The 14879-nt window shown below is 42.2% G+C and carries 13 protein-coding genes and 1 pseudogene; 6 read left to right on the top strand and 8 right to left on the bottom strand.

Features of this window, described 5'->3' with window-relative positions:
• Positions 1-65 precede the first annotated feature (65 nt).
• The 4 genes from V7K67_RS10225 to V7K67_RS10210 form a co-directional block, all read right to left on the bottom strand.
• Positions 66-386 carry a GIY-YIG nuclease family protein gene (locus tag V7K67_RS10225; protein ID WP_334733524.1) on the bottom strand — a complete coding sequence of 107 codons (321 nt, stop codon included), beginning with the start codon at positions 384-386 and terminating at the stop codon, positions 66-68.
• Between the two features lie 23 nt (positions 387-409).
• Positions 410-952: a DOMON-like domain-containing protein gene (locus tag V7K67_RS10220; protein ID WP_335166378.1), complete on the bottom strand. Its 543-nt coding sequence runs from the start codon at positions 950-952 to the stop codon at positions 410-412.
• Complete coding sequence (locus V7K67_RS10215; protein WP_334733522.1) at positions 949-2067, bottom strand: phosphotransferase enzyme family protein; 1119 nt, start codon at positions 2065-2067, stop codon at positions 949-951. The genes V7K67_RS10220 and V7K67_RS10215 overlap by 4 nt, the downstream gene beginning before the upstream one ends.
• A gap of 188 nt (positions 2068-2255) precedes the next feature.
• Positions 2256-3560: a Tudor-knot domain-containing protein gene (locus V7K67_RS10210; RefSeq protein WP_335166418.1), complete on the bottom strand. Its 1305-nt coding sequence runs from the start codon at positions 3558-3560 to the stop codon at positions 2256-2258.
• Between the two features lie 546 nt (positions 3561-4106).
• On the opposite strand from V7K67_RS10210, the gene V7K67_RS10205 reads away from it, so the two are divergent.
• The 5 genes from V7K67_RS10205 (at position 4107) to V7K67_RS10185 (ending at position 8959) form a co-directional block, all read left to right on the top strand.
• A complete protein-coding gene (locus V7K67_RS10205) occupies positions 4107-4361 on the top strand; it encodes a hypothetical protein (protein WP_334733521.1) in 255 nt (84 codons plus the stop codon).
• Positions 4362-4475: 114 nt separating this feature from the next.
• Positions 4476-4895, top strand: coding sequence for a response regulator (locus tag V7K67_RS10200; protein WP_334733520.1), 420 nt, complete (start codon positions 4476-4478; stop codon positions 4893-4895).
• Between the two features lie 19 nt (positions 4896-4914).
• A complete protein-coding gene (gene chrA / locus V7K67_RS10195; protein ID WP_334733519.1) occupies positions 4915-6135 on the top strand; it encodes a chromate efflux transporter in 1221 nt (406 codons plus the stop codon).
• Positions 6136-6710: 575 nt separating this feature from the next.
• Positions 6711-7688: an ABC transporter substrate-binding protein gene (locus V7K67_RS10190; RefSeq protein WP_334733518.1), complete on the top strand. Its 978-nt coding sequence runs from the start codon at positions 6711-6713 to the stop codon at positions 7686-7688.
• A 53-nt stretch (positions 7689-7741) separates the two neighbouring features.
• Positions 7742-8959, top strand: a complete 1218-nt coding sequence (locus V7K67_RS10185; protein WP_335166375.1) for a glutathione S-transferase family protein — start codon at positions 7742-7744, stop codon at positions 8957-8959.
• 409 nt (positions 8960-9368) lie between these two features.
• Here the strand turns inward: V7K67_RS10185 and V7K67_RS34340 are convergent.
• From V7K67_RS34340 to V7K67_RS10175, 3 genes and pseudogenes are all read right to left on the bottom strand, one after another.
• Positions 9369-9533 (bottom strand): annotated as a pseudogene (locus tag V7K67_RS34340) (DUF3011 domain-containing protein); the annotation flags it as partial.
• A 565-nt stretch (positions 9534-10098) separates the two neighbouring features.
• Positions 10099-10395: a hypothetical protein gene (locus tag V7K67_RS10180; protein WP_335166373.1), complete on the bottom strand. Its 297-nt coding sequence runs from the start codon at positions 10393-10395 to the stop codon at positions 10099-10101.
• 280 nt (positions 10396-10675) lie between these two features.
• On the bottom strand, positions 10676-12589 hold the full coding sequence (locus V7K67_RS10175) for a transketolase C-terminal domain-containing protein (protein WP_335166371.1): 1914 nt from the start codon (positions 12587-12589) through the stop codon (positions 10676-10678).
• 288 nt (positions 12590-12877) lie between these two features.
• Here V7K67_RS10175 and V7K67_RS10170 point away from each other — a divergent pair, with 288 nt between their 5' ends.
• Positions 12878-13642, top strand: a complete 765-nt coding sequence (locus V7K67_RS10170; protein ID WP_334733513.1) for a DeoR/GlpR family DNA-binding transcription regulator — start codon at positions 12878-12880, stop codon at positions 13640-13642.
• 546 nt (positions 13643-14188) lie between these two features.
• On the opposite strand, the gene V7K67_RS10165 is transcribed toward V7K67_RS10170, so the two are convergent.
• On the bottom strand, positions 14189-14674 hold the full coding sequence (locus V7K67_RS10165) for a molybdenum cofactor biosynthesis protein MoaE (RefSeq protein ID WP_335166369.1): 486 nt from the start codon (positions 14672-14674) through the stop codon (positions 14189-14191).
• Positions 14675-14879 lie beyond the last annotated feature (205 nt).

Raw genomic sequence — 14879 nt, 5'->3', positions numbered from 1 at the left:
CGTCAAGACCACGTTCTCTTAATAATTGCTTGAAATACTCTTTTTTAGCAATAAGGTTTGTTAGTCTATTGGGAGAGTTTGTCAGGATGCTCCCCGTTCAGTTGCGGGTTGTACTCCTCAATGCGCTGTCGTTCCATAGCATTGAGATATGATTCAGCTACCAATTCGTAGTATATGACAAACTGCTTCTTTCGCTGTTTTTGTAGCTGATCCAGTCTATGATGGCTATCACCTGCCCAACGACTACGTAAATTTTTCGCCTGCCCTACATACCAAACTATAAATTGTTCATCTAGTACATAGTATATTCCTGAATTTTCAGGAAGTAACTCTCTACTCTTTATACTTATATGAGGTAATTGCAAGATATATTCATTTGCATTCATATTGACGTTCTATAGTTACTAAGTTAGGTATCTACAGCTATAAAACTATCCCGTAGATGAAAGTCAGCCTCCACCCCTCGATGAGTTAACGCCCAGTAAGTCACCTCACCAGCTCTATATTTAATAAGGGTAGTAATGCCAACTTCAATGGCTTGCTCTGCCGAGATGATTTTACCCAAATCGACATCTAACGTAAGTACCAAACCATCAGCTTGATTTTGAACACTAAACGGGAGCTTTTCAAAAGTTGTTTCCTCTTGCATTCCTTGACGATACCCATCAAAATGATAGACATTCCAGTGTCCGGCGAGAGAGAGGTTGAATTCCCAATACCGTTGAGAATTCTTGATGCCAAGGAAAAACTCGAAGCAGGTATCTTGCCACAATTCGTACTTGCGTGATGGTGCATTTGATGGCCTAGGAATTGCAATTTCTTTTAAATCGCCTCCAAGGGTGTAGCAGATGGTAAGTTGATTAGCATTTCGGGAGATATTGCCTGTAATTTTCAAATTAGGAAAGGACTCAGTAGAAGGGAAAGGTTGCAGGGAAAATGTCTGGTCGTTCATTTCATATCTTGGATAATTTTACAAATCTGCGTTTCTTGAGATTCAATACTTTCGGTAAGCTTAAACTGAACGATCGCTCTTGCCAAATTATGTTCTGGGTGCTTAACTTTAAAGTAGACATTCCCTGCTAAATAATCAGCAAAAAATCTCAGTCCTAGTTCAAAAGTAATTAGACGAATCGCATCATATATGTATGCATAATCATTCTCGGTCAGAAATGCTTTAGCCACAGCGAGATAACCCTGTAGAATTTCTTGACACAGATCGGTATCGAAATAAATACTTTCCCAATTCTCAGTTTCTTCACCAACCGGATTGCAACCCGATCGCAGGCAATCACCAATATCGTAATGTACCAGACCAGGTTTCACGGTGTCCAGGTCTATAACGCTGACGGCTTGCTGGGTAACAATGTCAAACATCACGTTATTGATTTTTGGATCGCCGTGCATCAGACGCAAGGGTAGAATACCTTCAGATTTGGCATTTTCTAGGATATGTGCAAAGACTTGGCGATCGCTAACAAACTTTAAGCAATAATTAACTTCAGAAGATTCACTCACACTAGTTTTCGCCAAAACTCCCTCATAATGTTGGAGATAAAGCGGTGTAATATGGAACCCTTCGAGGGTGTCAGCAAGTTTTTCTGGCGGCAAATCGCTGATGAGATTGTGGAACATTCCCAAGGCATAACCGATTTCTTTGGCGTGTGAGCGATCGCCTATACTATCAAAAGACTGGGAGCCTTCAATAAAGCTGATAGCCCGCCAAAATGAGCCGTCTGCACCCTTGCAGTGGTCTTGAGCATTTTTGGTCAACAGTACGCGTGGCACTTCCCAGCGACGATTAAGGGGTATATCCTGCAACCGTTTGTGAACATGTTCTGTGAAGGTACGCATATTCTGCATAATCAGTTGTGGCTGACGAAATACCTGCGTGTTGATGCGTTGCAGGACAAAATTTTGTTCTTTTGAGGAATCTAGAGTTGCTAAAAAGGTGTCATTGATATTACCACTGCCAAATGCTTTGACGCTTGTAACCTGCCCCAGTTGGGTGAATTGGTTAGCGATCGCCACTAGATTTCGGGTACTCTGTGTATTGATTTCTTCTGTCATGTGTTTGACCTGTACTACTCCTCACCTACATTGCACGCAAGCAATAGGGGATATCGTAGCGCAAGTGTCAAGATAATTCGTAATTCGTAATTGATTACCCAGATGTCAATTATGATTTTTTAAAAGTGCTATAGCAAGATACCCGACTTCTCAAAGAAGTCGGGGAGCTGTGGGTTGCAATTCAATAGTTAGGAAATCTCATCGTTATCAACCCACTCGTCATAAGATGAGTCATAACCAATATAATGAACAAAGTATTGCTGACCTTGAATTTGCTCAATAGTTGCAGAATACCAAGCCTCTTGGTCATCATCCCAACATTTTACTTTTTGACCGACTGCATATCCATTGTCATCAGCAGCACGAAGATCGCGAGTGCAAATGTCATCTTCGCCTATCCACTCGTTATGAGATGAACCGTAACCAAGGTAATGAATAAAGAATTGGTCATCTTGGATCTTCTCAATTGTTCCCTGATACCAATCCTCGTCATCATTATCCCAGACTTCCACTGTTTTACTTACTTCATACTGATTCTTATCTGACTTGACAGCAGATGAGACATCTTGAATCGGCTTTTGCTGTTCTTGTTTAATTTCTTCTTTTACTAAAGCATAAGCTTGCAAAATCAAATTGCGAGCGACAGTTTGAGTTCCTGTATGCTCGTAGTAATTGGTAGTTTGATCTAGGAATGCTGCGACAAAATCTAAATTATCATCAGCAATCTGAATAAAATTATCCAAATTGCGAGAAATTGATTGCGGGGTTATGCCTGTTTTGGATACTAAGTCATTCATCCAGCCTTGCACTGAGTTGAAACCCTGACTAATAAAACCAACTTTATCAGAAGGATTATTACCTGGAAGAAAGTTATTAACGGCTAAGAAAACTGGATTTTGAGTTATGAGACCAGCATCAGTGCCGCTAATAACTCCGTGAATTTTGCTCAGGAAATCGGGGCCTAAGGGCAAAATTCCATCTATACAAACTAGAGCGACCATCCGTATTAGGGATGCATTTTGATAGTTGTTAGCAAGGGAATTAGCAAACTCTTGGGGATTAGGTTGAGGAACGCCATTTAGTTTGCAAAAGGCAATGATTTCGACAGCAATCTTTAGTAATAAGTCAATGGATTGAGTGACATCAGCTTTGGGAGTAATTTTGCCTAAAAAAGAGAGAAAGCCGATTTTCTCACTAACTTTATTTGCTAAAGCCGCCGCTGCCATAGCTGTGTCTGCCTTATCAATTGTTTGATAAAGTTTGATTGCAAACTGGTAGCCTTTTTGAGGATCTTTGTATAGATTAGCGGCGCGATCGCGGATTTTCTGGATTACCTTAGCATCGGTTTCTCCAGTAATGCTGCGAATACTATTGTCAAACCCCGTCAAATTGCTCCATTCACCTGGTGCTACATAATCAAGAGCTTTTAAAACTTTGACAGTAATATTGTCAGTCGGTAATTCGTCAACCAACTGAATAATTGATTTGTCCATCAGCCGATCCTCAAAACTCAAAATATGGTTACAATCCGGTTCAGAGTAGCCCAGCGCCCACAAGAAGCTTTTCTCTGGTGGGTGCTGGGCAATTACTAAACCGTATTTATAGAGTTCCCCGAACCGATCAAAAAATAACGATGTTAGCAATAGGTGCTACACCTAAAGATATTGCACAGGCGATTGCTGGTGTATTTTGAATGCTTGATTGTAAACATTAATATGGAGTGATCGCTTAACTATAAAAACTAATAAAAACTAATTCATTTTGCGATCGATACAAATCCTGTTTGTTATTTTAGACAGATAAAAAAGCTGAATCCCTAACTGAAAAACGCCTCCAGCCAGAACAGAATAAGAGAATGTAGAGGGCAAGAAGAACCCACATTTTTAAGTGCGCGTTCCTCCTACCTCCTGATCTGAAAGTGCTGAGTGCTGTACATGGATAGCGGGGCGTTTAGCCCGTGCTGAGTGCTGAGTTATTATTCTCCCCCCAGTCCCCAATCCCCAGTCCCCAGTCCCCCAATACGGTTCGGTTAAGGTTTTTTGATTAAAATTCTAAATTCCAAAGACGCGATAAATCGCCGTCTCTACAAAGGAATGATTATTGTAGAGACGGCGATTTATCGCGTCTCTTGCCTTAACCGAACAGTATTGCCAGTGATTCTATTAACAGCGAAAGTCCAAGGGAGCGATCGCGCCCGTTTCGCCCAGATGGGTATTGCCGGAATTATTACCAAACCCTTTGAACCCACCTCGATTTGCAACGAAGTTACCAAGATTCTGGGATGGAACGATTAATTTTTAAGCTTTGTAACAAAATCTATATCTTTATTAGTTTCTTATTTTTGTAATTTATCTTTCTTGGTTAAAGATAAAAATCTTTTATCTCACCGGAAAAGTGTATGAAATCAAATGAATATGCTAGAGGAGGTAAATATAACTGGCAAAACGATATTGCTCATTGATGATGAACTGAATGTCCGTGAGATAGTAAAATTTTGCCTCCAAGATTTAGCTGGTTGGAATGTGGTGACGGCAGATTCTCCATTAGAAGGATTACAGAATGCAGTACGCCATAGTCCTGATGCGATTGTATTAGACATCTCAATTCGTGATATGGCTAGTTTTGAGTTGATGAATAAACTCAGAAATAATTCAGAAACTCAAGCTATTCCCTTAGTATTGCTCAGTGCAAAAGCGCGATGGCTGGATTCGCAAATTTTGCGACAGTATCAAGTTGCAGGTGTAATCCTCAAACCCTTTAATCCAGTTACCCTCCCTGCTCAAGTTGCTCAATTGCTGGGTTGGGATTTTACTTCACTAATAGAATGAAAAATATTGCCTAGCAAAAATGACTAATTCAGAATCAAGTCGTTTGGGTGAACTCGCCAACCTGTTTTTTAAACTGGGCGTCATTGGCTTTGGCGGCCCAGTTGCCCATATTGCCATGATTGAAGATGAAGTGGTTAAGCGCCGTCAGTGGTTGACAAAGGAGCATTTTCTCGATTTGCTGGGTGCAACTAACCTAATTCCTGGCCCAAATTCCACAGAAATGGCTATCCACATAGGATACATCTATGCAGGATGGCTGGGGCTGATTGTGTCGGGCGTTTGTTTTGTCTTACCTGCGGTTCTAGTTACTTGCGGGTTTGCTTGGGTTTATGTTGCCTACGGCACTCTACCCCAAGTCATTCCCTTACTTTATGGCATTAAACCGGCTGTTTTAGGAATAATTCTTAACGCCCTCTGGGGCTTGGCAAAAAAGGCTGTGAAAACCCACCAATTACTAGTAATTGCTTTGGCTGTAGCATTCCTGACATTATTATTGAAATTAAATGAAGTAGTTGCCCTATTAATTGGGGGATTGCTGGGTATGATTTGGTTACATTCTGGTGATAAAAACGACAAGCCAGGAGATAAAGCCAACTTTCTCATTGCTAGTCTCAGCACCGGCGCAACTTGGAAGGCATCAGCGGCTATTGCTGCATTAGTAGCTACTGCATCTACTGCAACCAATGTTTCTTTATGGCAGTTGGGTTGGTTTTTTCTGAAAGTCGGTAGTGTTTTGTTTGGTGGTGGCTACCTTTTGGTGGCTTTTCTGCAAGGGGGGTTAGTTCAAGAATATGGCTGGCTGACACAGCAGCAGTTATTAGATGCGATCGCAATTGGTCAATTTACTCCTGGCCCAGTACTTTCCACTGCTACCTTTATCGGTTATCTCATTGCCGGCATACCTGGCGCAATTGTTGCCACAATCGGAATTTTTCTACCTTCTTTTGTTTTCGTTGCTGCCTTGAATCCCCTAATCCCACGCTTACGGGCTTCTTCTTGGACTAGAGCCTTTTTGGATGCTGTGAATGTTAGTGCTGTAGCGCTAATGGTTGTTACTACTCTACAACTGGGGACAGCCACTTTAACGTTACCACAAGCCCCATTTGTAGATTTTCTCGGACTTGCGATCGCCATCGTCTCAGCTATTTTAGCTATTCACTACCGCATCAATGCTGCATGGCTAGTCTTTGGTAGCGCTTTCATTGGATGGGGTGCTTCACTCTTGGGCTACACTCGATAAAATTGCAAGTATTGTAGATTAATAGCAGTTATTAGCTTGACTTTAAACACTTGTTAGTTTGTTGACTCGAATTTGTAGAGATTTTTCTGATTTTGTCGGCTTAAACAAGTCAAAAAAAATATATATAAAATCTTGCTTTCAAACTATTTTCATGTGATAATCACCATTAACTACTGTAAACCTACCAATTTATAGTAGTTAATAATCAGAGTTGAATAATTCAGCTTTTGAAAAGCTATAAACATACCAGTCTATAACTTTAGGAATAATACCTATAAAGTTTGCGACTTTGCGTTTTAGCACACATCTGTGCATACATTCGACTTAACTTATAAAGGATGAGAGATAAGTTTTTCATGCCAATTTTTATGTCCCTATTCGATCATTTAAATTACTATCCTCAATAGTTAAGAAATTAGTTTATGAAGTTCCAGTCATTTCATTTTATCCCAAGTTTGGGGCGGTCTAAATCTTCCCAGTCCCCAATCCCTATTACCCCTTATCCCCAGAGGGGGCCCGACCTTCCCCAATCCCCAGTCCCTATTTCAATCCGAGGTCTTTCGGCAATAGTTGCAATGGGTGCATTTTTGGGTTTAGCGATCGCTACTCATACCGGCAGTTCCAAAAATGCTACAGTCACTTACCCGATTGCTACCAACTTGTCAAATGTTACCTTACGCGCTTCAAATTACAAAGGCGGTTGGGATTTGCAACTTAAGTTATCTGGACAAGATAAATTTCCCTACAAAACCGAGTTTACAGAATTTACTGGCGGAAACTTGATCGTACAGGCAATCAACGCCAACGCTATTGATGTTGGTAGTGCTAGCGAGATCCCACCAATTTTTGCGATTCAATCCCAAGGGGCAGTAAAAATCATTGCTTCCATTAAGGGGCCGACAGTGGGTCAAGTCGTACTTGTGCCACAAAACTCCAAAGCGAAGAAGTTTGCTGACCTCAAAGGTAAGAAAATCGGCTATGTCAAAGCGACTACAGCTCATTACTTCCTGATTAAGATGTTGGCACAAGAGGGATTGACACTCAAAGATGTGAAGGCTGTACCGCTAACTATTCCTGACGGACTCTCTGCCTTTAGGAGAGGCGACCTAGATGCTTGGGCTACTTATGGTTACGCAATCCAGCAAGCCCAGAAAGACGGAGCTAAGGTACTCAAATCAGCGAAAAATATTCTCAGCGGTAATTTTACAATTGTCGCATCACCGAGTGCGATCGCCGATCCTAATAAAAAAGTTGCGATCGCAGACTTCCTCTGCCGCATCCAAAAATCGCAAGATTGGCAAGCATCAAATATAGACGTGTGGTCAAAGAACTATGCAAAAGCAATTGGAGTGGATGAAACCTTTGTCCTCAAAGATGCCAAAGAGGGTTTAAAACAGACGCGATCACAAGTGCTGCCAATTTCCCAACAGGCGATCGCTTCTCAGCAAGATGTAGCTGACACCTTTTATCGTGCCGGAGTTATTTCCACGAAGGTTGACGTGAAACCATTATGGGATGGAAGCTTTACCAATGCGATTAATAAATGCAAATAGTCAATCAACGGTTTGACTGACAATAGAAAAGTTAACTGAAACTAAGGTGAAATATGTCAATTCAAGACACAGTAACTAGCTGGGAACAACTGTTAGAAATTGCCCAAAAAAATACCCCTGCTCGACGGGTGCGTAGACCAGGGCAATCTCCTTCTACTGCTCCTATCCCTAGCAGTCTCCATAAACTGCCACCAGATACAGAACCGCCAGTACTTCTTTACCGTGATACTAACTCTTGGTGTCCATTTTGTGAAAGGGTTTGGTTTGCTCTCGAAGAAAAGGAAATTCCCTTTGCAACAGAGTTTATCGACTTGACTAACAAGCCTAAATGGTATACAGACTTAGTTCCTACAACCCTTGTCCCGGCTGCAAAAATTGAGGGAAAGTTAGTTTATGAATCCAAAGACATTCTCTTAGCCTTAGAAGAACAATTTGGGTCAACCTTGCTCCCTGAAGACCCACAGGAAAACGCAGTTGCTAGGCAGTGGCTTGAGGATGCTGAAACCAATGGTGTGAGAGATATCGCTTACAAATTTCTCAGACAAGCTCCTGAAGATCCAAATGAATTAGCCAGCTTACAGGCAACTTTTGAAGCGAAATTAGACGAACTGGAACAACTTCTTGGAAAGTATGCTGGCCCCTACTTTTTGTCAACATTTAGCGTGGTAGATATTACCTACAGCCCCCATTTAGACCGCTTGGCAGCTAACTTACCCGTTTATCGGGGATATCACCTCAAGGGAAATCCCCGGTATCCTCGGATCAACGCTTGGTTTGAAGCACTCAAGCAGCGTCCCGCCTATCAGCGCGTCAAATCGGATGATACCACCAACAATTTACTCCTGCGTCGCCGATGGGGCGTGACACCAATCGGCAATCCTTTGCCCCCTGACCCAGCAGCTAGCCAAGAAATTCAATTTCGGGCAGAAGCGGCTGAGAGGTTGACTGATAACCGAGAAGTTGCTTTAGGAGATATCCTCAAAAACTCCGGGGTGCAAGCATTGGCGGTCAATGGGGACACAACAGCCGTTAAAGAAGCGGTTGATTTTCACCTGAGATTGCTGGCTGACTATCTCATCAACGGCAATGGTGCAGCATTACCGTGGGGGCGCGTGGGTGGCAAAGACAATGCCGATCCCACTGCGGCCGCAATTGGAGCCATCACACTTGCCTATGTGAGAAATCGCATCTGTGCGCCACGGGATATGAGCGCTGGTGCTGCAACTGCATTCCGAGCAGCAGCAGATAAAGTTTTGGCATCTCTCTATTAGCGATCGCTAGTGACAGGCTAAGATTCTATTTCGCATGGTGGTAGTCGGGATAATTTTTAACTACCATAGGACTTACGCAAAAACCCTCTCAAACTCTCATTCCTCCGTGGCCTCTGCGTCCTCTGTGGTAGCCTGCGGTAAGCCGCTCCGCGTCTACGTTTTTCGTTACCTTTGCGTAAGTCCTATACCACCTATGATCCGATCGGCTTCAATGTCAGCCTCCTTGTGGGAATAGGTAAGTTTCAATCCAGGATTACAGCCCAGCACGTCCAATTAGACCGTTTCGGTAATGTTACCCCAAATACCCAATTTCCTATCTGTACCTGCCGTTTCTGCGATCGCCAACTGAGAACTCAGCCCGACAACCATTTTTCACCCAAATACGATCATTCCTATAGCCCCAATTTCCTCTACAAGTGGCGTCAGACAATTGCCTAACAAGCCTCACTCTGCCTCTAGTATGTATTGAACAAGTATTCCTCTGATTATTACGGCTTGAACAAGTAATTATTTCTTGAGCTGAAGCGGGAGATGCAACGCCCAAAAGTGTAGCTATACTAATGCTAGCAACCATAAAGGTGGTAGCAACAATGGGAAGACGGATAGCCATATTCAATGTTAGACCCCTTCAAAAATTCAAAAACAAAAACTATAGTAATTATAGCAAACTGCATTAATAGCCAATTTTCAAATCAATTAAATGCAAAGAATATTTGCATCATTAATAGTATTAAATGCAACAGTTTTTATCAAGAATATAACTACTACTTAAGGAGTAAAGCCAGGAAAGTGAAAAAGCAGAGGAGCAGAGGAGCAGAGGAGCAGAGGAGAAAAACCACGCCACTTGCGGGTGGGGCTTCAACCAAGGAAGCTAGGGAGCAAGGGAGCTATCGCGCCACTTGCGGGCGAAAGCGCGTAGCGGGACGAAGTACGGCTTTGAACCTTATCTTTTTCGTAAAAAGTAAAAAGTCTAAAACCTATATACAGCAGGTTTATAGTAGGCTTTTTCCACTTTAACTTTCGTTTTATAACTGATCTAAGATCAATACATTTGGGCATTGATTTGAGCAAATTTATGTAAATAAAAAAAGGAGAGTATTGCTACTCTCCTAAGGTAATATGAGTGAAAATTTATTTTCTTAGTGATTCAAGCGAGCTTGACGTTCACGTAATTCATGAGTGCGTCGTTCACGAGCTTGACGTTCACGCAATTCACGAGTGCGTCGTTCACGAGCTTGGCGTTCACGCAATTCACGAGCGCGTTGTTCACGGATTTGACGTTCACGTTGAATTCGATTGTTATTAAAAGCTACAGTATTATGATTAAAACGATCGCGCTCAGATTTAAATTCAGCAGCATTAGCATTTTGAGAAAGAGCAGCAATTGAGGTAGCGGCTAATAAGCCTCCAAGTAGAATAGCTTTTAAGCGGTTCATATATTTCTTAATCTGCCTTGCATTACTTGATTTGTACATTCTCAATGTAATCGACATAATCAGATATACGCCTGTGACAAAAGTCATATTTAAATAGTTACTTTTGTCACTAATACTTAGGATTGATATTTAATTTTTGAAATTGGATAACAGCCGAATGTCACTGAATATTTATTATACTTGGATATACTTAGGGAGGCTTTAAGCGTCAGATGCGCTACCCGCCTCCATACCATGTTTTCCGTCTCAACTGCTGAGTTGTTCTTTGCGGAATGTCAAATTATTTCACTAAATCCTTCACCTTGTTCATAATGCTCACTGGATCAATGCCTTGGTGCAAAAATTGTTCCCATAAACCGCCACAACCTTCTTTATGAGTACCAAGATAAGCATACTTGGGAGTCAACCCACGCTCTAATAGCCAACTACCGAAACGGCTGCCCAATCCAGTTCGACGGTTAAAGGATTCCACAACCAGTACAAAAGGAGCATTACCGATTTTCACCATCATCTCTTCGTCAATAACGTTTAGGGTTGGTTTATTGATCAAACCTACGTCTAGCCCTTCTTGCTGGAGACGTTCGACAGCATCGAGGGCACGATACAGAGCTTCACCAAAGCTGATGATGTAGCCTTGGGTTCCTTCTCGAATTACCTCATCTTTGCCAGGGACAAATTTATAGTCGCTACCAAAAAATTCATGACCGTTTTTGTCAAGAATGTTAGGTACTTTAGAACGAGTGGAGAAAATAAATCGCAGTCCCGGATCGAAGAACACAGTTTCTACACAAGCTTTCATTTGATTAGCATCAGATGGAAAGTAAAGACGTGTTTCGTAGCCATCATCTAAACCATTATCAGCAAACATATTGTTCAAACCGAAGTGGCAGGTATTATCTGCCATATCATCGATACCTGCATGAGAAAAGTGACAAAGTACATTAGAGTAGTTCAACCGCGCCATCGTAATCTCTGAGATACACATTTCCAAGAAAGCGCTAAAGGTTGCGAAAATACCTTGTTTTCCTGCCTCCATCCCAAATCCAGCAGCAGCTGAAAAGTTACCCCGTTCCATAATGCCAGAGGAGATAAAAATTTCGGGGTATGCCTCGTGAATCTTCTTCAGACCACAAGAGCCTTCAAGATCGCTATCAATGACTCTGACTTTTTGCTTGCGTTCTGCTTCACTGATGCGACTTAAGACAGAAACTACCGCATCACCAAACACATTGCGGTTAGCATCCCATTTATTACTAGAGCCAAGAAAAGTGTAAGTGTGCTTCGGTTTTTGAATGCTCTTGATGTATTCAACAGCAGCAGTTTGTTGGCGTAATTCGAGATATTGAATTGCTAACTCTACGGAAATCACATCATGACCGTGAGTAGAACCTTCTAATCCTTTAATACCAGGACACATGGGGCGTTTATTGATGATGGCAGCTGGCCCAGGAGTTGCTACAGCTTCGCAAATCCGACGGTATAAGTCGTCTAAATCTTCTCCATCTCCTTCGAGTATCTTCAACCCATGCCCTTCTAAGGTTTTGGCAACGGTAAAGCCAGGTAGATATTTTGAAGGATGTCCGGCGATTGTCACGTCATTATCATCAATGATTAGTTTAACATTAAGATGTTGAGCGACAGCCAAGCGGGCAGCTTCAGCGTCATTACCTTCTTGCTGGGAACCATCGGAACCAAGACAGAAAACAATCTTACCTGGATTTGCGATCGCTACGCCATTGACGTAGGGCCATATATGTCCTAGTCGTCCAGAGCTAAATTTTACACCAGGAGTTAGTCCTAGTTCCGGGTGTCCTGGTAAGCCAGAGTGGGCTTCACGATAGTGTAGGAGTTGCTCACTTGGTAAGTCACCGTGCAAAGCTGCCATCAAATACTGAGTTGCAACTCGATGTCCAGCTTCATCAAAGAAAATCGGCACAAATTGATCTGATGCTGCCTGAAATAAGGCATCAAGTATGACCACCTCTGGTACTGTGTCATAAGGGCCTCCAGTGTGACCACCCACCCCTCTAGCGGCTCCGGTGGCTGTAAACAAGACGATCGCATCACGGCAGAGTTGAATATTTGTTTTTAGGCTCTCTCGTTGCTCCACGGTAAGAGTTGTCTTGGCTGGGTTAAGAACTAGAGGCTTGTAAGCACTCAAATCAATGGGAAATTGAATCTTCGTAACAGTCATAAATTATTCCTTGGATTTAAACCGATTTAAACAGGACAACAGCATTGGCAAATTTCGGAAAAAGCTGTATCAGAAATTTGAGCAATAGCAATCTGACCCTTTTTGATCAACAAAGCAGGCGTGAAAAGTCATTGAAAATGCAGCTAAGATTGTTAAACCCCGCTTGCGTGAATATGCTTGAATTTATTTAAAGGCGATCGAAAATATGCAGAAACCTGCATGTCTATGAGTATAAACTCACAAACGCGCAATTTCAAGATCAAATATGCAACTTCAGGAAAATCAACTATGCTAACTGCGGAGCGACGACAATTTATCTTGGAAATTCTGCGTCGTGACAAGAAGGTACTATCGTCGGAACTCAGCGCTGTTCTAAAGGTTTCTGAAGATACAATTCGTCGGGATCTGCGAGAACTAGCTGAATCTGGTCTTTTGCAGCGCGTTCATGGGGGGGCACTTCTGGTTTCTCCAGCTGTTGCTAGTTATGCCGATCGCCAAAAACAAGCACCGAAAGAAAAAGAAGCGATCGCTCGTGCAGCTGCCAAATTAGTTTGTACAGGGCAGGTGGTGATTTTAGATGGAGGTACAACAACTCTCCAAGTAGCCCGTCATTTGCCCTTGGATTTGCAAGCAACAATTGTCACCAATAGCCCTCCCATTGCGATCGCCTTGGCAGAACATCCCCATGTTGAAGTTGTCATGTTAGGTGGACAACTCTACAAAAAAGCTTTGGTAAACGTTGGTGCTACTACAGTTGAGGCATTACGAATGATTCGTGCAGATTTGTGCATGTTGGGGGTGTGTAGTCTACATCCAGAATTTGGGATTAGTGTACAGAATTTGGACGAAGCCCATGTCAAACGAGCGATGATTACTGGAGCAGCTGAGGTAGTTGGATTAGCCACAGAGGAAAAGTTAGACACTGCTGCACCTTATGTTGTGCAGTCGATTCATGCACTAACTTATCTTGTAACGGCATCGACTGTATCTGATCGGATGCTAACTTCTTACAAAGCTTTAGGTTTGACGATCATCCGTGACGAGTCGGCTTGAGGAAGGCAGTCCCGATGCATGAAAGTGCGCCTTCGGGTAAAAATGTTTCCATCCCCTTTAGGGGAAATGGTTATGTAAAGAATAGAATATCACGCTATTAATGCTCTTGTTCTATTGTTTCCATCCCCGTGAGGGGTAAAGGAATTAAAACTTTACCCATTTAGAAGCCTTATGCAGACAGGGTTACAGATACCCATTTTCGCGGGGGGTCTAATTTATCTGTCAATAAGCTGCATTTGTTGAGAATTTAGTACTAGTAGACCCTCCTCAAAAGCTTACCCAGAGAGATTTTCGCGGGGGTCAACGAAATCATAAGGGTTTTGGCGATCGCCTGACCCCCGCGAAAAATTTACGTACACAAAGTCAAAATAAGTACTTTGAGATTCACTTGGAAACGTCAGATTAAGTTTTCAAGGTTCTGGCGAGTGGTGTCGATGAGTTCAACACATTTGAAAAAACGGTATAGCATTCTACCTGGGGTTGTCAATATTTTGTCAAAACCCTTAATAAATAATTGTGGGTGAGAATGTCGGTAAATTGGAAATCTTAACAATTTTCTTGTGATGTTTCACACGCACCAATATTCACCCAGCTGCTAGAACCATCTTGCCAATGCTCTTTCTTCCATATAGGGGCATTGTGTTTGAGCGTATCAATAGCATATTGGCAAGCTGTAAACGCCTCACTCCGATGGGGACAACCCACTGCTACTAAAACGCTGATTTCCCCAACTCGCAAACGTCCAACGCGATGATGAATCGCGACTCGATTCACATCAGACATAGATAAGCGAATATCAGCAGCAATTTGATAAAATATCCGCAATGCCATCGGTTCATAGGCTTGATACTCTAGAGCAATCACAGGTTTACCATCGGTCTGATTGCGAACCATGCCACTCATCACAACCACAGCACCATTGCCTGGATCGTCAGACTTGGTGTAAATTTCTTCAAGAGATAATGGTGCAAAGGTAATGGCAAAACTATCTCCGGCTCTTGGTTTAACAGCAGAGCTAAGTGTGGTTGTCATAACAGCTTTGATATTGTATGGGCTTTTTATATTGTCTCTGAAAAAAGCGTTGCTAGTCTATGTTTGGTGGCTTTAGTTAATGCTTGTGGGCAAAAGCAGATTTTTGAAGTCGATAAATTTTGTTGCCCATCAGCAATTAAGGGTTAAAATTCTCTTTCCATAGTAAAAATAATTTTATTTGTTAGCAAAAAATTATCATGACCCA

The sequence above is a fragment of the Nostoc sp. genome, assembly GCF_036917155.1.
In the GTDB taxonomy this organism is placed as follows: domain Bacteria; phylum Cyanobacteriota; class Cyanobacteriia; order Cyanobacteriales; family Nostocaceae; genus Nostoc.
The sequence above is the reverse complement of the archived record's forward strand: the minus strand, read 5'-3'. Positions and strand labels throughout refer to the sequence as shown.